This window comes from Nocardioides sp. AN3 (assembly GCF_054653495.1).
In genome coordinates this window covers 57,502-78,144 of record NZ_BAAIGC010000010.1, presented here as the reverse complement: position 1 = coordinate 78,144, position 20,643 = coordinate 57,502, and the positions used below count along the sequence as shown (strand labels likewise).

Genomic DNA, 20,643 nt, shown 5'->3' with positions numbered 1-20,643 from the left:
GCGGGGCTCCACCGCTGTCTCCGGCCGGCGGGCGGATGTCCACCGTGGCCAAGAGGGCCACGGATATTCGTCAGGGATTCATGTCGTGGTCGACCAGCGCAGGGCCGTGGGCGCCAGAGTGTCGCACCGTCCCGACTCACCTAGGAGTGCTGTGCGTACCTCGCTCATTCCGGCCGTCGCTGCCGGCGCCGCCATGATCATCGTCCCCCTCGCAGCTCATGCCGCGCCGGGCGGCAAGACGAGCACCCAAGGCTCGTTCACCTACGCCGTCTACGGCGACGCGCCGTACGGCGTGAACCCGACCGACACCTCGGAGACCGACGCCACCCCGGCGTTCATCGACGCGGTCAACGCCGACCCCGACGTGAGCACGGTCGTGCACGTCGGCGACATCCACTCCGGCAAGCAGTACTGCACCGAGGCCTATGACCGTCAGATCGCCGACCTGTGGAGCCACTTCGCGGACCCGATGGTCTACACCCCCGGTGACAACGAGTGGACCGACTGCCACAAGCCCGGCGAGGGCGGCGGCACGTACAACAAGACCACCGGGCAGATCACCTACGTCAAGGACGCCCAGGGCAACCCGGTCGACTACGCCGGTGGCAACCCCGTGGCCAACCTCGACCTGGTCCGCTCGATCTTCTTCCCCCAGCCGGGCGCCACCCTGGGCAGCGGCTCCCTGCAGACGGTCTCCCAGGCCACCGCGTTCGACCCGGCGCACCCCGAGGACGCCCAGTACGTCGAGAACGTGATCTGGAAGCAGAAGGGCTTCGTCTTCGTCACGCTGAACATCCCCGGCGGCTCGAACAACGACACCGACCCCTGGTACGGCGCACCGACGATCAGCGACGAGCAGGCCGCCGAGACCCAGCAGCGCACAGCCGCTGACCTGCGCTGGCTCGACCACGCCTTCGACGTCGCCTCGGCAGAGGACGCGCAGGGCGTGGTGCTCGTCCAGCAGGCCGACATGTGGGACCTCGACGGCAAGGCCGTGACGCACCTGAGCCAGTACGAGCCGATCGTGAAGAGCCTCGCCGAGCACACCCAGGCGTTCGGCAAGCCGGTGCTGGCCCTCGAGGGCGACTCGCACGTCTACCGCTCCGACAACCCGCTCCAGCAGGGCGCGCCGTGCTCCGGCGACGCCGGCGTCTGCTCCTACGACGCCTGGAACAGCCATCCCTCCTACGACGTGCCGAACTTCCACCGGATCGTCGTCCACGGAAGTACGGTGCCGCTGGAGTACCTCAAGCTCGTCGTCACTCCCGGCGGGCACCAGGCTGCGACCGACACCAGCTTCGGCCCGTTCTCCTGGTCGCGCCACCAGGAGGGCTGACGTTCGAGGGATAGTGGGCGGATGACCGTGGCGCGCAAGCTCCAGATCCGCCCTGCGACCTCCGTGGTCGTCCTCGGGCAGCCCGCCGGCGTGGACCTCGAGATCTGGCCGGACTGCCTCGTGGTGAGTGATCCGGCGGACGCGGCGACGGCAGATGCCGTCGTCGCGTTCGCGGTCCGCGTGACCGACCTCGACGACGTCGCGGCGCCCGCGCTCGCCGCCGCGCGGGAGGACCGTCTGGTCTGGATCGCCTACCCCAAGAACAGACAGCTCGGCACCGACCTCACCAGGGACGTCCTCGCCGTCCTCGCCGCCGAGCGCGGCGTGCAGCCGGTCCGGCAGGTCGCGATAGACCCCGTCTGGTCCGCACTGCGCTTCCGCCCGGCGTAGCGGGCTCCTCGGGCCCGCTCGTCTGACCGACCGGCGTCGGGCTACGGTGACGCCGTGACTCCTCGTGCTCTCCCGTTCTCGACGATCCCGGGCGGCGTCGCCCGATGAGCGCGCCCGAGACCGAGCCGGTCGTCATCCACACAGACGGCGGCTGCACGCCCAACCCAGGGCCGGGCGGCTGGGGAGCGGTCCTGCGCTACGGCGAGCACGTCCGCGAGATGTGTGGCGGGGAGGCCGGCACCACGACGAACAACCGGATGGAGCTCACCGCGCCGATCGAGGCACTCGAGGCGCTGAACCGGCCGATGACGGTGCATCTCTTCACCGACAGCACCTACGTCCGCAACGGCATCACCTCGTGGTTGGCCGGCTGGAAGCGCAACGGCTGGAAGACGGCCGCCAAGCAGCCGGTCAAGAACGCCGACCTCTGGCTGCGCCTCGAGGAGGCCTGCGCCCGGCACCAGGTCCAGTGGTTCTGGGTGAAGGGGCACGCGGGCGTCGCCGACAACGAGCTGGCCGACCAACTGGCGACCCGAGGGATGCGGCAGGCGATGGGGATGATGGTCCCGTGACGCTGTATGAGCGGGCCGGCGGGTTCGACGCGATCCTCGAGCTGTGCCGGCACTGGCACGAGCTGTGCACCGCCGACCCGTTGGCCGGGCATCCCTTCGAGCACATGACCATGCCGCATCACGACGAGCGGCTCGCCGCCTATCTGGCCGAGGCGTTCGGCGGACCGCCGCTCTACACGGCCGGCTACGGGGACGAGTCGTTCATGCAGCGGCTCCATGCCGGCAACGGCGTCCACGAGGAGCTCGACGAGGCGTGCCTCGCGCTGTGGGACCGCGCGGTCGGCGACGTCGGCATCCTGCAGCCGGCCGCCGACGAGATCCGCGCCTACTTCCGGAGGGCGACAGTGGACCAGCGTGCGTACGGCGAGAGCCCGGAGCAGGTCCCGGACGAGCTGCCGTTCAACTACGCGTGACCTGACGCGACCCGCCGCTACGCTCAACAGCCATGAGCGCTGAGGCCGCGGACATCGTCGTCGTCGGACACGGACTGGCAGGGCTCGTGGCCGCGGCTGAGGCCGCCGACGCCGGCCGGCGCGTCGTGCTGGTCGACCAGGAGCCGGAGCAGAGCCTCGGGGGGCAGGCGTTCTGGAGCCTGGGCGGCCTCTTCTTCGTCGGCAGCCCCGAGCAGCGCCGGATGGGCATCAAGGACTCCCACGAGCTGGCCTGGCAGGACTGGCTGGGGAGCGCGCAGTTCGACCGCGAGGAGGACCTGTGGCCCCGCCGCTGGGCGGAGGCGTACGTCGACTTCGCCGCCGGCGAGAAGCGCGCGTGGCTGCGCGAGATGGGCCACCGGGTGTTCCCGATCGTCGGCTGGGCCGAGCGCGGCGACGGTCGGGCTGACGGGCACGGCAACTCGGTCCCGCGCTTCCACCTCACGTGGGGCACCGGCCCTGGGGTGGTTGAGCCGTTCGAGCGACGGGTGCGCGAGCATGCGGCGACCGGCCGGATCCGCTTCGCCTTCCGGCACCGCGTCGACGAGGTCCTCGTGGAGCACGGCGCCGCGGTCGGCGTCCGGGGCAGGGTGCTGGAGCCGAGCGCCATCGAGCGCGGGAGGGCCTCGTCGCGGGTCGAGGTCGGCGACTTCGAGCTGCGGGGGCAGGCGGTGATCGTCACCAGCGGCGGCATCGGCGGCAACCACGACCTCGTGCGCAAGGCGTGGCCGGCCCGGCTCGGCGAGCCCCCGAGGAGCATGGTGAGCGGCGTTCCCGCGCATGTGGACGGACGGATGATCCAGATCACCCGCGACGCGGGAGCACGGATCATCAACGACGACCGGATGTGGCACTACGTGGAGGGGATCCGCAACTGGGACCCGATCTGGGCCAACCACGGCATCCGGATCCTTCCCGGTCCGAGCAGCCTCTGGCTCGATGCGACCGGGAGACGTCTCCCGGCGCCGTACTTCCCGGGCTTCGACACGCTCGGCACGCTCAAGCACCTGCGCGCCACCGGCTACGACTACTCGTGGTTCGTGCTGACGCAGTCCATCATCGACAAGGAGTTCGCCCTGTCGGGCTCAGAGCAGAACCCCGACATCACGGGCAGATCGGTGCGCGGCGTGGTCGACCGCGCACGCAAGGGACCGGGTCCGGTGCACGCGTTCATGGAGCACGGCGCTGACTTCGTCGTGGCCGAGGGCCTCACTGAGCTGATCGCCGGGATGAACCGGCTGGCCGACGTCGACCCCGCCGGACCGAGGATCGACGAGGCGGCGCTACGCGACGTCATCGTGCGGCGCGACCGCGAGGTCGCGAACCGCTACACCAAGGACGCCCAGCTCACCGCTGTCTACGCGGCGCGGAACTACCGGGGGGACAGGTTCTCGCGCATCGCGAAGCCGCACCGGATCCTCGACCCGAAGGCCGGACCGCTGATCGCGGTGAAGCTGCACATCCTGTCGCGCAAGACACTCGGCGGCCTGGAGACCGACCTGTCCGGTCGCTGCCTGACCAGCGCGGGCACACCGCTGCCGGGGCTGTACGCCGCCGGCGAGGTCAGTGGGTTCGGCGGGGGCGGGATGATGGGCTACAACGCGCTCGAGGGGACGTTCCTCGGGGGCTGTCTCTTCTCCGGGCGGGTCGCCGGCCGCGCGGCGGCTGCCGCGCTCTGAGCGCGCTCGGGGCGGTCAGGCGTGCGCCGCGTCCAGGCGTGCGCCGCGGTCAGGCGTGAGCACCGCCGGCCAGGTTGAGGCCGACCACGCCGGCCACGATCATGCCGAGGCAGACCACCTTGAGCCAGCTCATGGACTCGCCGAGCCACAGGCAGCCGATGGCGGCGACGACCGCCGTGCCGACGCCCGACCAGATCGCGTAGGCAATCGAGACGGGCAGCGTCCTCACCACCAACGACAGCAGCCAGATCGAGATCGCATAGCCGGCGACGACGGCGAGCGACCAGGTCGGGTCGTGGAACCCCCGCGTGCGGGGGAGTGAGGCGGTGGCGCCCACTTCGAGCCCGATCGCACTGAGCAGGAGCAGGACGGCGTACATGATCATCTCCAGAAGGCGGGACGTAGCGAGTGCTACACGCCTTAATGTAGCACTCGCTACGTCGGGGTGCACAATGTGTCCGTGTCCCGCCGCGACGAGCTCCTCGACCTGGTCACCGACCACGTGCTGGAGAACGGCCTCATCGGCCTCACCCTGCGCCCCGTCGCCGCCGCGATCGGCACGAGCGACCGGATGCTGCTCTACCACTTCGGCAGCCGCGACGAGCTGGTGACCGCGGTCGTGACCCGCACCGAGGACCGGGCCATCGGCGCGATCGACCGACTGCCGCCGGCCCCCGGCGTGCGGGCAGCCGTCCTTCGGCTGTGGGAGGCCTACCAGCAGCCGCCGCTGCACGGCTGCCAGGACGTCTACCTCCAGGCGGCGGCGACGGGCCTCATCGGCCAGGAGCCCTACCGCAGCGTGGTCCGAGCGGCGAACCAGCGTTGGGTGCGCGCGCTTCGCGGCTACTTCGTCCGGTGCGGGGCGGCTCCCGAGCGGGCGCAGCGCATCGTGACGCTGGTGGACTCGAGCCTGTTCGGCTTCCAGCTCGACCTGGCGACCGACCGGCCCGAGGAGCTGGCCCAGGGCGTCGACGATCTCGCCTCTGCCGCGGCGGCGCTGGCCTGAGCCGGGTCACCGTCGCCTCATCACGGCGCAACAGCGCGACGCGCCCACCAGGAGGACCCTGGTGGGCGCGTCATCTGGGTGTCGACTACTTGCCGGCGACCGCCTGGAGCCAGGTCTCGCCGTTCGGTGAGCCCACGCCGGTGACGTCGTCATAGCCGTCCCGGACGTGGATCGTCAGCTGCTCGTCCTGGTCGAAGGTGCGCAGGATGTAGGCGTAGCCAGCGCTGGCGTCGATGCCGTTGACGTAGTTGACCCGCACGGTGCCCGGGTAGGTCGCGCGGTCGGCCTTCGTGATGTCGACCGAGGCCGCGCGCGCCGCGTAGAGCACCGGGTTGGCCAGCCCGAACGAGTGCCCGGCGCGCTGAGCCGCGAGGGCCAGCATGCCGGCGTAGAGCGGCGAGGCGAGGCTCGTCCCGCCGATGCGGTACTCGTCGTAGGCCTGCGAGCCGTCGGGGAACGACTGGGTCTCGCCGATGAGCATGCCCGTGTTCGGGTCGCCCAGCGCGCTCACGTCCGGCACCGCCCGCATCGCCCGGCCGCCGTACGTCTGGGAGATCGTCGACGGGACGACCCCGGCCTGGTACGACGGCTGCGCGAACAGCCGGCTCGTGCCGCCGCCGGAGCCGTAGAGGTAGGTCGGCGCCGGGAACGCACCGTTCTTCAGCGTCGACGTCCCCGACTCCCAGCCGAGCTCGAAGACACGGCTGTTGTCCGCGCCCACGCCGAGCGCCGTGCCGCCGACGGCGGTCACCAGCGGGCTCGACGCCGGCCAGTCGGGGGTCGGAGCCGCGCCGGCGACACCGCCGGTCTCGTCGCCGTTGTCACCGCTGGAGTAGAGCAGCGAGATGCCCTCGAGGGCGGCCTGGACCTGAGTGTCGAGCGAGGGCTTGATGTAGCCGGTGGGCAGTGCCTCGCCGCCGTACCCGTAGGAGTTCGTGACGATGTCCGCCACGTGCTCGTCGACCACGCGGTTCATGAGGGCGTCGAGGTCGCGGTAGTTGTTCGGAGCGCCGAGGTAGACGATGTCGGCACCGGGCGCCATGGTGTGCACGGCCTCGACGTCGAGGGTCTCCTCGCCGGCCCAGCCCTGCGGGTCCTGCTTGCGGTTCTCAGGCCGGTTGTAGGTGCCCGGGGGGACGATCTGGCGGAAGTGGCCCTTGATCGAGGGCAGTCCGTGACGCGCGGAGTAGGTCTCGACGTCGGACTCGATCGTCGGCGAGGCGTAGGCGTCGATGACGGCGACGGTCACCCCGGTCCCGTCGTTGCCCGTCTTGATCGCGTCGCTCATGCCGTAGGCGCCCTGAAGCTGAGCGCCGGCATACCCGCACGGCGCGAAGGGCGGCGAGTCGGGGGGCAGCGCCGTGCCGTCCGGGGTCGGCGTGTTCTGGGGCGTCTTCTCACCCCAGAACGACGAGCACGGCCGGGCGTTGTGGAAGACGGGCGGTGCGGGGGTCGTCTTGTGGGGGACGGCGAGCGTCTGGGACTCATCGAGGCCGATGACCGCCTCGACGCTGCCCAGGCTGCTCGGGATGGAGAGCGGCGCGGTGTTGCTGCGGACCTGCTTGCCGTTCACGGAGTACTCGGCGAACGACGTGGAGAACGCGCTGGCCGCCTGGGAGGCCGTGCCGGTGGCCTCGACGTACTTCTGGTTCGCTGGGACGCCGGTGACCTTGAAGCCCTGGCCGGTCAGCCACTTCCTGACCGCGTTCACGTCGGCGGTCGAGGGTGAGAACTGCGCACGGAACTGAGCGGGGGTGAGGAACTTCCCGTAGTTCGCGCTGCCCGGCGTGGAGACCGAGAGGGCGAGCTGCTGGGCGGCGTCGCCGCCGCGCAGGCCCAGATAGACGCGGAAGTCGACGGCTGTCGAGCCGGCGACGGCGCCCACCTTGTGGGAGGCGTTCGCCCAGCTGGGGACGCTTCCCGGCAGTGTCGTTCGGTTGCTGGCCGCCTCTGCGGCGGTGGTCGTGACCAAGGTGGTGCCGGTCCCGAGAACGAGGGCCGTGGCGAAGGCCGCGGCCGTAGTCAGACGTGTCACGTGAACTCCCGTCCGGATCTGATTCCTGCCCGATGCAGGAAATGCAACGTATGCCGATGAACCGTCGAGGTAAAGGGTGAACTTTCTGCTCCCCGGGTGCTAGGCCGGAAGAAGTTGCGGAGAGGGGTTCGCGATTCCCCCCTCTCAGGCGTGGTCGGCCAGCCGACCCGCCAGGTCGAGCAGGTCGCGGTCGCGGTGGGGCGCAGCGACGAGACACACCGCAGTCGGCAGCCCCTGCCCGGTCCGGAGCGGGATGCTGAGGGCCGGCATGCCGCCGAGACTGGCCAGGCAGGTGATCCGCACGGTGGCCTCGCGCGTCGCCTGCGTGTCCGTGCCCACGAGCGGCGCGACGGACGCCGCACCGGGCAGCACGAGGACGCGGTCGCCCACCAGCTCGCGGATGTCCGCGCCGGCCCGCTCAGCGGCCTGGGCGGCCTCCTCGGCCTGTGTGGGGGAGATGCGGGACGCGCTCTCGAACCGTGCCCGCACGTCGTCGCCGAGCGTGTCCAGACGCGGGCGCAGCCAGTCGCCGTGCTGCTGCCAGGCCTGCGCGGCCTGGTGGAGGCGGAAGGCGGCGGCCCAGCTCTCGAGCCGGTGCAGCGGCCACCGCTCCTCCCGGGCGAGCGGCGGCAGCCAGGCTCGCACGGCGGAGGCGACGTCCGGCTCGGCGAGGTCGAGCAGCTCCGGGACGACGACCAGGGTGTCGGTGGCTGCCGGAGCCCGGTCGGGGAGGAGCACGTCTCCGACTGCCCTCAGCGTGAAGGCCGAGCGGGTCAGCCAGCCGACGGCGTCGTAGGTCGGAGCGAGCGGGAGCAGCCCCGCGGTGGACACCACGCCGTGCGTCGTCCGAAGACCGAAGAGACCTTGGTAGGCCGCCGGCACGCGGATCGAGCCGGCGGTGTCCGTCCCCAGTCCGATGCTGGCCTGGCCGAGACTGACCGCGCTGGCCGAGCCGCTGCTGGACCCGCCGGGGACGCGGTGCGGCGCGCGGGGATTGGGCGGTGTGCCGTGATGGGGGTTGGTGCCGGTCAGGCCGAACCCGAGCTCGACGGTCTGCGCGATCCCGCGGATCTCCGCGCCGGCCTCGAGCAGCAGCCCGACGGCGGCCGCGTGCTCGGTCTCCACCGGAGCGTGCCGCAGCCACTCCGGGTTGCCGGCGCCGATCCGCTGTCCGGCCAGAGCGAAGAGGTCCTTGACGGCGACGGTCTCCCCGGCCAACGGCCCGTCCGGATCGCTGCCCGGCACGAGCGGATCGCCGACGATCCGCCAGATGCGGCGGTCGATCGCCGGGGAGGGATCCGACACATGGGCTGCGGTGATCCGCCAGCCGTCGTCGAGCCGGGCCCACAGCTGCGTCTGCTGCCCGCGACCTCCGGGCGCGTGCTCGGTCACCGCGACGACGAGGGCGTGGTCGTCGTCGATGGTCTGGACGTGGGTCTGGACGAGCCGACGCTGCGCGCCGGCGCCGCTCAGGGAGTGTGCGATCGCGTCTTGTCCGACGAGGAGCCCGTCGGCGTCGCCGCGAAGCGTGGTCTCAGCCGGCGCGAAGAGGCGCGCGAGGACACCGGCGTCGCCGGCAGCGAGCGCCTGCTCGTAGGCGCGGAACGCCTCGACGAGGCCGGCCGGAGGCTGCGGGTTCCGCGCGGTCATGGCCTGACCCTACGTAACGGCGGCGTGTGCGGCCTCAGAGCACCGCGAACGCGACGGCAAGCACGACGGCGGTGAGCACGATGCCGCCGGCGAACAGGCCGGTGAACCCGAACCCCGGGAGCGGCTCGCGAAGGCGCATCGCACGCTCCGTGCGCGCCCACCTCGCCGAGGCGGTCAGGGCGACGACGGAGGCCAGCGCGAGGAGCAGGACGACGAGCGCCTTGCGCACCCACACGGTCTCGGGGACCTTGAGCGAGTGCAGGGCGACGGCTCCCGCGACGATGGCCAGGGACGTTCGCACCCAGGCGAGGAACGTCCGCTCGTTGGCGAGGCTGAAGCGAGGGTCCGGCTCCTGCCCGACGTCGTAGACGTGGTGCGGTCGGCGATGGGACCGGTCATCCTGCATACCCGCAGCATGGCGGATCGGGGTGGCCGGTAGGTTGCGAGCCATGGTTACCAGCGAGTACGACGCCCACATCGCTGTCGCGCAGGTGGCGTCCGGCGACTACGACGTGGAGCTCGACGGCGGCTGGGTGGTCGGCGGCGGCGTCAACGGGGGCTACCTGCTCGCAACGCTCGGCAACGCCATCCGTGCGGCTGTCCCGACCAAGCCCGACCCGATCTCGGTGAGCGCCTACTACCTCAGCGCGAGTGTGCCGGGACCGGCCCGCGTCACGACCGACGTCAAGCGCGAGGGCGCCTCGGTGGCGACCGTCGCCGCCGACCTGTGGCAGGGCGACGAGATCCGGATCACCGCCCTGGCGACGTACGGCGACCTGCGCGCCCTCCCGACCGATGTCGAGACGACCGCCGAGGAGCCGGACCTGCCCCCGCGTGAGCGCTGTGTGCCCAACTCCCTGGCGCCGGAGGACATCCGGCGGATCGCACCGATGATGGACCGCTTCGAGATGCTGTTCCACCCGGACCACGTCGGATGGGCCGTCGGGCGGCCGTCCGGCCAGGGCGTGATCAGTGCCTGGTTCCGGCTGAAGGACGGGCGCGAGCCCGACCCGATCAGCCTGTTGAGCGTCGTCGACCTGCTCCCGCCGGTGACCTTCGACCTCGGTCGACCGGGCTGGGCGCCGACCCTCGAGCTCACCGCCCACATTCGAGCCGTGCCGGCGCCGGGCTGGCTGAAGGTGCGTCACGCCACGCGCAACGTGGCCGGCGGGATGTTCGAGGAGGACTGCGAGGTCTGGGACTCCGCCGGCCGCCTGGTCGCCCAGAGTCGGCAGCTCGCCCGGCTGCCCCGCGGCTGAGGTGTCGGCAGGCGGCCGGCCTACAGGCTGAACGCCGACCGCTCCATGGCGAAGACCCAGCGCCGCCCGGGATGCTCGCTGACGGACCAGAACAGCCCGGACGGGGCGTGGTAGCAGAGGTCCTCCGGTCCCATCGGCGTCGCCCAGCGGTGCTGGCGGAACGAGCCGGGCAGACCCGTCATCACCGATCCCAGGCCCCACCGACCGTGCGAGACGGTGACGTAATAGCGACCGTCCACGACCGAGACACCCTGCATCCGGGCCTGGCCGGACTCGTCGATGCGCAGCGGGCGGGTCACGCCGTCCGCCCCGGCGGCGAGCAGACCGGTCATGGGGTCGATGGCGAACCGCGCGAGGCGCTGCGTCTGCCTCGCCGACCCGTACTCTCCGACCACCAGCGCGGTTTCCGACCCCGAGCGGTCCAGCGACAGGAACGAATAGCGCAGGCGCTCGGCGCCGTCGAGCGCGTCGGCGCGGTAGGAGGACCGCACAGGTAGGAGGTAGCGATGGCCATGGGTCTCGGACGGGTCGAGGAGCAGGTCGTCGAGACGGAAGGTGTGCAGCCCCTGGGCAGTCGCGGCGACGTGAAGGAAGGGCCCTTGCCAGACGATGCCTCCGGCGTGCACCCGCACCGGCTCGACGCCTCCTGACGCGGTCGGGGTCACCAGGAGGACGTGGCGGTAGCACCGGGTGACGAGGTCGAGCACGGAGATCCGAGCGCCGAGGCCAGCGGTGGAGTACCACGACACCATCAGCACCTCGCGGGTGACGTCGGTGCGGTAGGAGTTCGTCACGCCTTGTGGGAACCACGTCGGGTCCTCGGCGTCGGCTCGCTCCCAGGCGAGCGCGCGATGCACCGCTCGGCCTGGGGCGAGCGAGCGACGCAGGCGCTGGGGCAGATCGGCCAGCAGCGGCGCCAGGCCGACCCGTCCGCCGCCGTCCGCCGCACAGGCGGCAGCCAGGGCGTCGATCTCCGGCTCGTTCTCGGCGGTCCGGGTCAGCTGCAGGCTCACCTGCCCGATCCTGCCGTGCTCGGCGGCTAAGGTCACCCGTCATGGAGGAGACCGACCAGCTGGTCGTCGGCGCCGCCGTCGTGCGTGCCGGGACTGTGCTCGCAGCGCGCCGCACCATGCCGCCGGAGACGGCCGGCGGGTGGGAGTTCCCGGGAGGCAAGGTCGAGCCGGGCGAGACACCGGATGAGGCGGTGGTGCGCGAGGTCGCCGAGGAGCTCGGATGCACGGTCGAGGTGACCGGATGGCTCACGCCGACCGTTCCCATCACCGAGAGCCTCCTGCTCCGGGTCGCCACGGTGCGCCTGCTCGAAGGGGAGCCGGAGCCCGTGGCGGACGAGGCGGCCCACGACGCCGTCCGCTGGCTCGCCGCCGACGAGCTGGACGAGGTGGACTGGCTGGAGGCCGACCGGCCGTTCCTACCCGAGATCGACGCACTCCTGGCGCAGCTCGACCGGCGACTGCGAGCGATCTTCTTCGACGAGGCCGGGGCGACGACCGTCGCCGGCCGCCTGCGCGCCGACGGCTGGGACGCCGAGGTCGTGCGCGAGCGCTATCAGGGCGAGGACGACGACGAGGACCACCCGTGGGCTGTCCTGAGCGACGCACCCGAGCTGGTCATGGAGCTGCTCGCCGACGAGCACGAGGGCTGGCTCGACCTCGGGGACATCGAGATCACCGGCCCCGCCGACCACCCTCGGCCCGATCTCCCGGCGGCTCCCGAGCGGTTCAAGCGGCCGCCTCAGTAGTCTGGGCGCGTGCCTGACGAGCGACTCCTCCTGGTCCACGCCCACCCTGACGACGAGACCATCGCCACCGGCGCCACGATGGCGAAGTACGTCGCCGAGGGCCGGGGCGTCACGCTGGTGACCTGCACGGCCGGGGAGATGGGCGAGATCCTCGTCCCGGAGCTGGAGCACCTGGCCGCCGACCGCGAGGACCGCCTCGGCGAGCACCGTCGCGAGGAGCTCGCGGAAGCGATGAAGGTGCTCGGCGTGACGGACCATCGCTACCTGGGCGGCTTCGGCACCTACCGCGACTCCGGGATGCAGTGGCACGAGGACGGCTACGCCATCGCGGCCGACGACGTCCACGAGAACGCGTTCTGGCGTGCCGATCTCACCCAGGCGGCCGACCACCTGGTCGAGATCATCCGCGAGGTGCGGCCGCAGGTCCTGGTCACCTACGACCAGTTCGGCCACTACGGCCACCCTGACCACATCCAGGCTCACCGTGTGGCGACGTACGCCGCCGCGCTGGCTGCCGTGCCGTCCTACCGCGCCGGGTCGACCGAGGACGGCGGGCTCGGCGAGCCGTGGGACATCCCGAAGATCTACTGGACCGCGATGTCGGAGAGCCGACTGCGCGAAGGGCTCCGGCGCCTGCGGGAGGCCGGCGACGCGACGACGTTCGAGGGCATGGACCCGGACGGTCCGCTTCCGATGGCCTCTGCCGACGCCGATCTCGCTGCCGTCGTCGACGCAGCAGACCACGTGGAGCAGAAGATGGACGCGATGCGCGCCCATGCCACCCAGATCACCACCGACGGTCCGTTCTTCGCGCTCTCGAACAACGTGGGCAGCCAGGTGTGGGGCGTGGAGTTCTTCCGGATCGCCAAGGGCGAGCGCGGGCCGGTCGGGGCGGACGGTCTCGAGACCGACCTCTTCGCCGGCCTGTGAGTCCTCGGTGAGGGTGGGGGCCTGGTGCGGGCTGCTCCTGCTCGGCGCGCTCGTGGGGCTCTGCGCCGTCTGGGTGCACGGCCGCTGGTGGGCGCTCGGGCTGGCAGCGGTCGCGACGCTCGTCACCGAGCTGGCCGTCGCACGCGGCGTGCCGCGGATCGCGTACGCCGCCGGCTGGGTCGCCGCGTCGACGTACTTCCTCCTCGCGCGACCCGAAGGTGACTTCGCCGTCGGGTCCGACCCGGTCGGCTACACGTTCCTGGCGCTCGGTCTCGTCGTGCTGGTGCTCGCCGTCACGACCAACCCGCCGCGACGGCGGTCCGGGACCACGACGACGCCGCGGCTGCACGCCAGGGCTGGAGACAGCGCATAGGCTCGCGCCGTGAGCACCCAGGAGCGGCGGTCCCTGCCGGACGACACCGCCGAGCGGCCCGCTGTCGGCGGCACCGGCAAGGTGAGACGCGAGCGTGCCGGCTTCGGCGTCGTGCTGGCCGTGATCGTGGTGCTCGCACTGCTCGTGGGCGGCGCATGGGCGGGCGCCTACGCGTTCGCCGGCGACAAGCTGCCCAACGGCACGACTGTCGCCGGCGTGCCGGTCGGCGGCCTCAGGCCCGACGCGGCGCAGCGGCGGCTGCGCGAGGCGTTGGCGAGGCGCGTCACCCATCCGGTGACGGTCACGGCCGACGGACGGAGCGCGGAGATCGTGCCGGACCGGGCCGGCGTGAGCATCGACTACCGGGCGACGGTCGCCCAAGCCGGCTCGGCTCGCAGCTGGGATCCGCGCGACCTCTGGAACCACTACACCGGCGGAGGTCGCGTCGACCCGGTGGTGGAGGTCGACGAGAGCGCCTTCGCCAAGGCGAAGTCGACCCTCGACGGCAAGCTCGGGACGCGGGCGAAGGACGGCACGGTCACCTTGGGCCGGGACGGCGTGCACACCACGGCCGCGGTCGTCGGCTCCGAGCTCGACGCCGACGCGCTGCGCGCCGGCCTGGTCTCGGCTGTCACCGGCACCTCCGGTCGCCTCGACCTGACCCTCGGCCAGGTCACGCCCGACATCGACGATGTCGACGTGCAGTCGGCGGTCGACACCTTCGCCAACCCGGCGATGTCGGGACCGGTGACACTCGTCTTCGACAAGTCGCCGGTCGTGCTGCGACCCACCCAGTTCGGCCCGGTGATCGCCATGATCGCGAAGGGCGGCGCGTTGCAGCCGAGGTTGGACACCGCCGCACTCGACGCACTCGTGAACGCGGCGATCGCCAAACGCGCCGACGCACCCGTCGACGCGACGGTGCGGCTGGTCGGCGGCAAGCCGAAGGTGATCCCGGCCAAGCCGGGCGTCAGCTTCGACTCCCAGCAGGTGGCCAGCGCCTTCCTCAGCCTGCTCACCAAGCCGGCCGGACAGCGTCAGCAGGCCGTGACGGCGACCGTGGCGAACCCGAAGGTCCCCACCGCCGAGGCAGAGTCGTGGAAGATCACCCGCAAGGTCTCCAGCTTCACGACGTTCTTCCCCTACGCGGCCTACCGCAACACCAACATCGGTCGTGCGGCGCAGCTCGTCAACGGCACGATCCTGAAGCCCGGCGACACCTTCTCGCTCAACGACACCGTGGGGGAGCGCACCCGGGAGAACGGCTTCACCGACGGCTGGACGATCCAGAACGGCGTCTTCTACTCCGACCTCGGCGGCGGCGTGTCCCAGATGGCCACGACGACGTACAACGCGATGTTCTTCGCCGGGCTGCAGGACGTCGAGCACAAGGCCCACTCGCTCTACATCTCACGCTATCCGGTCGGCCGTGAGGCCACGGTCGCCTGGGGCTCGGTCGACCTGAGGTTCAAGAACGACACGCCGTACGGCGTCCTCATCCACACCTCCTTCAAGCCCGCGACCCCCTCCTCGCAGGGCTCGGTGACGGTCTCGATGTGGTCGACGAAGACCTGGGACATCACGACGAAGACGGGCACCCGGTACAACCAGCGGCCCTTCAGGAAGCGAGTCATCCACGACACCAACTGCGAGGCGACCGTCGGCGCCCCCGGGTTCGACATCGACGTGTGGCGCTACTTCCACAAGCCGGGCTCCGCCGCGGTGGTGAAGACGCAGAAGTTCCACACGCACTACATCCCGCAGGACGAGGTGACCTGCGAGCCGCCGAAGGGGTGAGCTAGGCGGGGGGCGGAGCCTCCAGATAGCGGCAGCTGTGGTGGATCGCGAAGCCGAGCCGGTCGTAGAGCGCAAGGGCCGGGTCGTTGTCGGTCTGCACGTGCAGCCAGGCCGTCGTCGCGCCTTGTTCGGCGCCCCAGGCGAGCGCCTCCCGCAGGGCTGCTCCGGCGAGGCCGCGGCGCCGGTACGCCGGCTCGACGGCGAGGTTGTGGATGCCGAGCCAGTCGTGGTCGACGCCTGCCTCGCCGCGGGCCACGACGTCACCCCCGACGTCGCCCCCGACGTCACCATCGGCCGTGATCGTCACCGTGACCCGCGGACCGTCGGCGGTGACGTCAGCGGGGAGGGCGCCTTCAGGGCTCGGGCCCGGGCCAAGGACACGGCGCACGCGGGCCAGCGACGCCAGCAGGAAGTGCGAGTCCCGGTCGGGCACGGACTGCCAGCCGAGCGCCCGGAGGGCGTCCTCCGTGGGCGATCCCAACTCCACCTGGATCCGTGGCGGGCGGTCCCGTGCGCGGTAGAAGTCGCGCACCTGCTCAGCCGCGGCGGCGAGCGTCACGCCGGGGTCGCCGATGCCCAAGCAGGAGTTGAATCGGTTGCGAACGCGACCGACGGGGGTCGGCTCGTAGCGCAGCTGCCACTCGCCGACCGGGGTCGTCTCGACGCCGACCAGCGCTGCGGTGTGCAGCTCCGCATCACGCACCGAGACGCGCAGCCTCGGCGCGGGGCGAGGCGGGACCGGCTTGCCGGAGACGATGAGCTCGAGCGGGATGGTGATGCGCTCGCCGTCGTCGCGCTCGATGACGCAGACGCCGCCCTGCCAGGACCTGCAGACGCCCAGCACATCGGTGAAGGCGGGGCCGCCCGTGGGGCCGGTCTGACCCGGCAGCACGCGCCTCACGACGACCCGCGTCCCGACGACATCCGGACCGAGTGAATGAGCGGGCACCGGCAGATACTAGGCTGACCCCGCATCGATGTCCCTTGTGTCTCAGGAGGATCGCAGATGACCTACGTCATCGCCCAGCCGTGTGTCGACGTGAAGGACCGCGCGTGCGTCGACGAGTGTCCGGTCGACTGCATCTACGAGGGCAAGCGGATGCTCTACATCCACCCCGACGAGTGCGTCGACTGCGGTGCGTGTGAGCCGGTCTGCCCCGTCGAGGCGATCTTCTACGAGGACGACACGCCGGAGCAGTGGAAGAGCTACTACGACGCGAACGTGAAGTTCTTCGACGACCTCGGCTCGCCGGGCGGCGCCGCCAAGATGGGCGTCATCGACAAGGACGAGGCGTCGATCGCCGCGCTGCCCCCGCAGAACCAGGATCACTGAGCCCGTGCTGGAAGTCTCGGCACACCTGCCCGACTTCCCGTGGGACAAGCTGACGACGTACGCCGAGACGGCGCGCGCGCACGCGGACGGGATCGTCGACCTCTCGGTCGGCACCCCGGTCGACCCCACCCCTGAGGTCGTGCAAGCGGCGCTGCGCGAGGCGTCCGACGCGCCGGGCTACCCGGTCACGATCGGGCTGCCGTCGACGCGCCAGGCGGCCATCGACTGGCTGGCACGCTGCCACGGAGTGGTCGGTCTCGGCCTTGACGGTGTGCTCCCCACGATCGGCTCGAAGGAGCTCGTGGCGACCCTGCCCCTCCAGCTGGGCGTCGGCCAGGGCGACCTCGTCGTCTACCCCGAGCTCGCCTACCCGACGTACGAGGTCGGCGCCGCGCTCGTGCGCGCCCGCGGCGTGGCCACCGACTCGCTGACCGCCCTCGGGCCGCAGGTGCCGAAGCTCCTCTGGCTCAACAGCCCGTCCAACCCGACGGGCCGTGTGCTCCCTGTCGAGCACCTGCGCAAGGTCGTCGAGTGGTGCCGCGAGCGCGGGACGATCCTCGTCTCCGACGAGTGCTACCTCGAGTGCTTCTGGGAGGGCGAGAAGCCCATCTCGGTGCTGCATCCATCGGTCTCCGGCGGCTCGTTCGAGGGCATCCTCAGCGTCCACTCGCTCTCCAAGAGGTCCAACCTGGCCGGCTACCGGTGCTCGTTCGTCGCGGGCGACCCGCGGCTGGTCAGCGAGCTCCTCGCGGTGCGCAAGAACCTCGGCCTCATCATGCCGGGGCCGCAGCAGGTGGCGATGGTGGCCGCCCTCCACGACGACGAGCACGCCCGGGAGCAGCACGCCCGCTACGCCGCACGACGCGCCAAGCTGCGCGAGGCGCTGCAGGCGGCCGGCTTCGCGATCGACCACTCCGAGGCCTCCCTCTACCTGTGGGCCACGCGCGGCGAGGACTGCTGGAAGACGGTCGGCTGGCTCGCCGAGCGCGGCATCCTCGCTGCGCCGGGGGAGTTCTACGGCGTGGCCGGCCGCTCCCACGTCCGGATCGCGTTCACCGCGACCGACGAGCGGGTCGACGCAGCCGTCGCCCGGCTCACCGCGCTCTGAGAGCGGGCGTCCACTCGCCCGTTTTGTGGGAGTCGCGCGAGCAAAGGCGGCTCCTAGCGTGCTCGTCATGGCTCGGAATGCTGGCACGACGAGGACCCTGTCGCTGGTCATCGGCATCATCGGTGCGGTGATGATCATCGCCGGAGGCCTGACCTACTACGAGGTCCACGTGCAGCTCGCCGACGAGAAGATCACCGTGTCCAGCGACGCGGACTTCCTCGCGGGCGACGACGTGGACGGTCCGTTCTCCGCCTACGCCCAGGCAGAGGTCATCAAGAAGCATGCGCTCGAGGCGACCGGCGGCAAGACCTACGCGGAGCTCGCGCAGGACGACCCGCTCCGTCAGACCGCCATGCAGGCGTCGTTCCTGCGGGCCTCGCTCTTCACCTCGGTCGTCGCCTTCGGCGTGGCCGCGATGGCGATCGGGATCGGGATCGTGTTCATCCTGATCGCATGGGGTCTGCGCCCTGCAGGGGTCGTCCAGGCTCCGGCACACCTGGCCGAGCCGTCGTCCGCCTAGTGCAGACGCACCACTAGGCCCTCGCGCCCGCGAGGTCGATCTTGACCCGGCCGGCCGTGTGGGTGTCGGCCGTCTTCCAGATTGTGTCGCCTGACCAGACCCGGCCCGCGTAGGACACGCGGCGGATGCCGAGGCGCCCCGCCTCCCCGACGAGATACTGCGCCAGCGCCCAGCCGGTGGCACGGCCCGGGACGCCGACCGTGAGAGTCCGCCCGTTCACCACCGGCCGGGACACCAGGTCCGCGAAGACGCCGGTGATCTCGTTGCGCACGACCGCAGGACGCCCGGCACCGACCGAGCCCAGGCGGCACGCGAACGCGTGCGGCGACTCCCCGGTGAGGGCCGACGCCAGCGCTCGGGCAGCGGGCTCGTGGGCGGCGTACGCCTCGGGGTAGCCGCTGCGCTGCACCCGCTGGGCCGCCTCGGTGATCCGCATGCTCTTGTAGCCGCCGATCCGCACCAGCGCGTCGTAGAAGCGGCCGGTGGCGTAGACCGGGTCCTTGATCTGCCGGTAGGTGCCCCAGCCCTGCGAGGGCCGCTGTTGGAAGAGCCCGACCGAGTCCCGGTCGCCGTAGTCGAGGTTGTAGAGCTTCGACTCCTGGAACGCGGTGGCCAAGGCGATCGTGGCGGCACGGGCGGGAAGGCCGCGGCGTACGGCGATCGCCGTGATGAGGGCGGCGTTCTGAGCCTGCTCGGTATCGAGGTCGGCGTGCAGGTCGCCGACCCTCGCCACGCACTCGTCCGGGAGGACCAGCGTCTTCACCTGATGGGTGAGGTGGCGCCAGCCGATGGTCGCGGCCACGCCGAGGAGCACCAGGACGACCACAGCCGCCGCGAGCCGTCTCATCGGTGTCCCCTCGTCTCGAGACCCGGAGCCCGGCGTCAGTTCGCGTGGAGCGCCTCGTTGAGGACGATGCCCTCCCCGTGCCACGGCACGGCCTCGACGGCACCGGTCGTGCTGTTGCGGCGGAAGAGGACGTTCGAGGCGCCGGAGAGCTCCATCGCCTTGCGCGTGCTGCCGTCCTGCATGACCACCTTGGTGCCGGCGGTCACGTAGAGGCCCGCCTCGACGACGCAGTCGTCACCGAGCGAGATGCCGAGGCCGGAGTTGGCGCCGAGCAGGCAGCGCTCGCCGACCGAGATCACCTGCTTGCCGCCCCCGGAGAGCGTTCCCATGATCGACGCGCCGCCGCCGATGTCGGAGCCGTTGCCGACCACGACGCCGCCGGAGATGCGGCCCTCGACCATGCTCGCGCCGAGCGTGCCGGCGTTGAAGTTCACGAAGCCCTCGTGCATGACGGTCGTGCCCTCGGCCAGGTGGGCGCCCAGGCGGACGCGGTCGGCGTCGGCGATCCGCACGCCGGACGGGAGGACGTAGTCGGTCATCCGCGGGAACTTGTCGACGCCGTAGACCGCGACCGGCCGGCCGGCCGCCTTGAGCCTCGCACGGGTGAGCTCGAAGCCCTCCACCGCGCACGGACCCTCCGAGGTCCACACGACGTTGGTGAGCAGGCCGAAGATCCCGTCGAGATTCTGTCCGTGCGGGCGCACGAGGCGGCGCGAGAGCAGGTGCAGACGGAGCCAGACATCCTGGGTCGTCGCAGGAGCGGCACCGAGGTCGATCTCGACCAGCTCGACGCGCTTCTCGACGCGACGCAGAGCATCGCTGCCCTCGAGCGCCTTGAGCTCCGGGGCGGGGGAGGCGTTCTCGGGACGCTCGCCGAGCACGGGGCTCGGGAACCACACGTCGAGCACGGTCTCGTCGGCGGCGTACGTCGTCAGGCCGAAGCCCCAGGCGGTCTTGTCGGCAGAGGTCACGGCGGAGAATTCTAGAGGACCTCCCCTGAGGGGTTGATGTCGCCGCGCAAGCGCGGTCTCACTGGCCTGTGCGGCCGTCGACGCACTCGCGCAGCAGGTCCGCATGGCCGCAGTGCCGGGCGTACTCCTCGATCATGTGGACGAGGATGTCGCGCACCGTCGTGGTCTCGCCGCGGCTGTTGTAGACCATCTCGGTCCCCATGGACTCGTCACTCTGGCCGTGCAGCCAGTCCTCGGCGCGGGCGATCTGACGCCTCCACTCCGCGAAGGCCTCGTCGACGCACTCCTCGGTCGCGGTGACCGCGTTGAACTCGAAGTCGGGGTCGCTGGGGTCCGTGAAGGGCCTCGGCTCGTCGAGGTTGGCCTGCAGGGCGCGTTGGAACCAGGTGTGCTCGACGTAGGCCATGTGTCGCACCAGTCCCAGGAGGCTGAGCGTGCTGGGCGGGACTGACCGGCTCGCGAGCTGCTCGGGCGTCAGATCCTCGCACTTGAGCTCGAGGGTGAGCCGGTAGTTGCGCAGGTAGTCGCGGTAGGTCGCGAGCTCGCCGACGGGGTGGGAGTCGAAGCGCGGGTCCTTGTCGGCCGGGAGCCAGCTGCCGGAGAAGCCGGTGGGGGAGTCGCCGCTCATGGGGTCCAGCCAAGCGGTG

The 20,643-nt window shown here is 71.4% G+C and carries 23 protein-coding genes; 14 read left to right on the top strand and 9 right to left on the bottom strand.

Annotated features, from left to right (window positions below):
• Positions 1 to 151: 151 nt before the first annotated feature.
• The 5 genes from ACYQ1K_RS13140 to ACYQ1K_RS13120 all read left to right on the top strand — a co-directional run bounded on the left by ACYQ1K_RS13140 (position 152) and on the right by ACYQ1K_RS13120 (position 4,408).
• The gene (locus ACYQ1K_RS13140; RefSeq protein WP_459983444.1) at positions 152 to 1,336 is read left to right on the top strand and encodes a hypothetical protein; all 1,185 of its coding nucleotides are present in this window, start codon (positions 152 to 154) and stop codon (positions 1,334 to 1,336) included.
• A 21-nt stretch (positions 1,337 to 1,357) separates the two neighbouring features.
• Positions 1,358 to 1,726, top strand: coding sequence for a hypothetical protein (locus ACYQ1K_RS13135; protein WP_459983443.1), 369 nt, complete (start codon positions 1,358 to 1,360; stop codon positions 1,724 to 1,726).
• Positions 1,727 to 1,830: 104 nt separating this feature from the next.
• Positions 1,831 to 2,298 (top strand): ribonuclease HI, encoded by a 468-nt coding sequence (rnhA, locus tag ACYQ1K_RS13130; protein ID WP_459983442.1) that lies wholly within the window; start codon positions 1,831 to 1,833, stop codon positions 2,296 to 2,298.
• The gene (locus ACYQ1K_RS13125; protein WP_459983441.1) at positions 2,295 to 2,711 is read left to right on the top strand and encodes a globin domain-containing protein; all 417 of its coding nucleotides are present in this window, start codon (positions 2,295 to 2,297) and stop codon (positions 2,709 to 2,711) included. The genes rnhA and ACYQ1K_RS13125 overlap by 4 nt, the downstream gene beginning before the upstream one ends.
• A gap of 32 nt (positions 2,712 to 2,743) precedes the next feature.
• The gene (locus ACYQ1K_RS13120; RefSeq protein WP_459983440.1) at positions 2,744 to 4,408 is read left to right on the top strand and encodes an FAD-binding dehydrogenase; all 1,665 of its coding nucleotides are present in this window, start codon (positions 2,744 to 2,746) and stop codon (positions 4,406 to 4,408) included.
• A 49-nt stretch (positions 4,409 to 4,457) separates the two neighbouring features.
• On the opposite strand, the gene ACYQ1K_RS13115 is transcribed toward ACYQ1K_RS13120, so the two are convergent.
• Positions 4,458 to 4,793 carry a DMT family transporter gene (locus tag ACYQ1K_RS13115; RefSeq protein WP_459983439.1) on the bottom strand — a complete coding sequence of 112 codons (336 nt, stop codon included), beginning with the start codon at positions 4,791 to 4,793 and terminating at the stop codon, positions 4,458 to 4,460.
• 75 nt (positions 4,794 to 4,868) lie between these two features.
• Between ACYQ1K_RS13115 and ACYQ1K_RS13110 the strand changes: the two genes are divergently transcribed.
• Positions 4,869 to 5,414 (top strand): TetR/AcrR family transcriptional regulator, encoded by a 546-nt coding sequence (locus tag ACYQ1K_RS13110; protein ID WP_459983438.1) that lies wholly within the window; start codon positions 4,869 to 4,871, stop codon positions 5,412 to 5,414.
• Between the two features lie 85 nt (positions 5,415 to 5,499).
• Here the strand turns inward: ACYQ1K_RS13110 and ACYQ1K_RS13105 are convergent, their stop codons facing one another.
• The 3 genes from ACYQ1K_RS13105 to ACYQ1K_RS13095 all read right to left on the bottom strand — a co-directional run bounded on the left by ACYQ1K_RS13105 (position 5,500) and on the right by ACYQ1K_RS13095 (position 9,505).
• Positions 5,500 to 7,449, bottom strand: coding sequence for a S53 family peptidase (locus tag ACYQ1K_RS13105; protein ID WP_459983437.1), 1,950 nt, complete (start codon positions 7,447 to 7,449; stop codon positions 5,500 to 5,502).
• 144 nt (positions 7,450 to 7,593) lie between these two features.
• Positions 7,594 to 9,099 carry an AtzH-like domain-containing protein gene (locus tag ACYQ1K_RS13100; protein ID WP_459983436.1) on the bottom strand — a complete coding sequence of 502 codons (1,506 nt, stop codon included), beginning with the start codon at positions 9,097 to 9,099 and terminating at the stop codon, positions 7,594 to 7,596.
• Between the two features lie 34 nt (positions 9,100 to 9,133).
• Complete coding sequence (locus ACYQ1K_RS13095) at positions 9,134 to 9,505, bottom strand: YidH family protein (RefSeq protein WP_459983435.1); 372 nt, start codon at positions 9,503 to 9,505, stop codon at positions 9,134 to 9,136.
• A 43-nt stretch (positions 9,506 to 9,548) separates the two neighbouring features.
• Between ACYQ1K_RS13095 and ACYQ1K_RS13090 the strand changes: the two genes are divergently transcribed.
• Positions 9,549 to 10,358: a thioesterase family protein gene (locus ACYQ1K_RS13090; RefSeq protein WP_459983434.1), complete on the top strand. Its 810-nt coding sequence runs from the start codon at positions 9,549 to 9,551 to the stop codon at positions 10,356 to 10,358.
• 20 nt (positions 10,359 to 10,378) lie between these two features.
• On the opposite strand, the gene ACYQ1K_RS13085 is transcribed toward ACYQ1K_RS13090, so the two are convergent.
• Positions 10,379 to 11,371, bottom strand: a complete 993-nt coding sequence (locus ACYQ1K_RS13085) for a hypothetical protein (protein ID WP_459983433.1) — start codon at positions 11,369 to 11,371, stop codon at positions 10,379 to 10,381.
• A gap of 41 nt (positions 11,372 to 11,412) precedes the next feature.
• On the opposite strand from ACYQ1K_RS13085, the gene ACYQ1K_RS13080 reads away from it, so the two are divergent.
• Genes ACYQ1K_RS13080 through ACYQ1K_RS13065 form a run of 4 tightly spaced genes read left to right on the top strand, consistent with a single transcriptional unit; the run spans position 11,413 to position 15,217 of the window.
• Positions 11,413 to 12,117, top strand: a complete 705-nt coding sequence (locus ACYQ1K_RS13080; RefSeq protein WP_459983432.1) for a (deoxy)nucleoside triphosphate pyrophosphohydrolase — start codon at positions 11,413 to 11,415, stop codon at positions 12,115 to 12,117.
• A 9-nt stretch (positions 12,118 to 12,126) separates the two neighbouring features.
• A complete protein-coding gene (gene mshB / locus ACYQ1K_RS13075) occupies positions 12,127 to 13,047 on the top strand; it encodes an N-acetyl-1-D-myo-inositol-2-amino-2-deoxy-alpha-D-glucopyranoside deacetylase (RefSeq protein WP_459983431.1) in 921 nt (306 codons plus the stop codon).
• A 7-nt stretch (positions 13,048 to 13,054) separates the two neighbouring features.
• A complete protein-coding gene (locus tag ACYQ1K_RS13070) occupies positions 13,055 to 13,420 on the top strand; it encodes a DUF6113 family protein (protein ID WP_459983430.1) in 366 nt (121 codons plus the stop codon).
• A 9-nt stretch (positions 13,421 to 13,429) separates the two neighbouring features.
• Positions 13,430 to 15,217: a VanW family protein gene (locus ACYQ1K_RS13065; RefSeq protein WP_459983429.1), complete on the top strand. Its 1,788-nt coding sequence runs from the start codon at positions 13,430 to 13,432 to the stop codon at positions 15,215 to 15,217.
• A gap of 1 nt (position 15,218) precedes the next feature.
• Here ACYQ1K_RS13065 and ACYQ1K_RS13060 read toward each other — a convergent pair whose 3' ends face one another.
• Positions 15,219 to 16,166: a GNAT family N-acetyltransferase gene (locus ACYQ1K_RS13060; protein WP_459983428.1), complete on the bottom strand. Its 948-nt coding sequence runs from the start codon at positions 16,164 to 16,166 to the stop codon at positions 15,219 to 15,221.
• Between the two features lie 57 nt (positions 16,167 to 16,223).
• On the opposite strand from ACYQ1K_RS13060, the gene fdxA reads away from it, so the two are divergent.
• The 3 genes from fdxA (at position 16,224) to ACYQ1K_RS13045 (ending at position 18,178) form a co-directional block, all read left to right on the top strand.
• Entirely contained in the window at positions 16,224 to 16,550 is a 327-nt protein-coding gene (gene fdxA, locus ACYQ1K_RS13055) for a ferredoxin (RefSeq protein ID WP_459983427.1), read from the top strand.
• Between the two features lie 4 nt (positions 16,551 to 16,554).
• On the top strand, positions 16,555 to 17,658 hold the full coding sequence (gene dapC, locus ACYQ1K_RS13050) for a succinyldiaminopimelate transaminase (protein WP_459983426.1): 1,104 nt from the start codon (positions 16,555 to 16,557) through the stop codon (positions 17,656 to 17,658).
• Positions 17,659 to 17,725: 67 nt separating this feature from the next.
• Complete coding sequence (locus ACYQ1K_RS13045) at positions 17,726 to 18,178, top strand: aromatic ring-opening dioxygenase LigA (protein WP_459983425.1); 453 nt, start codon at positions 17,726 to 17,728, stop codon at positions 18,176 to 18,178.
• Positions 18,179 to 18,191: 13 nt separating this feature from the next.
• Here the strand turns inward: ACYQ1K_RS13045 and ACYQ1K_RS13040 are convergent, their stop codons facing one another.
• Genes ACYQ1K_RS13040 through ACYQ1K_RS13030 form a run of 3 tightly spaced genes read right to left on the bottom strand, consistent with a single transcriptional unit; the run spans position 18,192 to position 20,624 of the window.
• Entirely contained in the window at positions 18,192 to 19,025 is an 834-nt protein-coding gene (locus tag ACYQ1K_RS13040; protein WP_459983424.1) for a hypothetical protein, read from the bottom strand.
• A gap of 35 nt (positions 19,026 to 19,060) precedes the next feature.
• On the bottom strand, positions 19,061 to 19,996 hold the full coding sequence (dapD, locus tag ACYQ1K_RS13035; protein ID WP_459983423.1) for a 2,3,4,5-tetrahydropyridine-2,6-dicarboxylate N-succinyltransferase: 936 nt from the start codon (positions 19,994 to 19,996) through the stop codon (positions 19,061 to 19,063).
• A 58-nt stretch (positions 19,997 to 20,054) separates the two neighbouring features.
• Positions 20,055 to 20,624 (bottom strand): DinB family protein, encoded by a 570-nt coding sequence (locus ACYQ1K_RS13030; RefSeq protein ID WP_459983422.1) that lies wholly within the window; start codon positions 20,622 to 20,624, stop codon positions 20,055 to 20,057.
• Between the last annotated feature and the right edge of the window lie 19 nt (positions 20,625 to 20,643).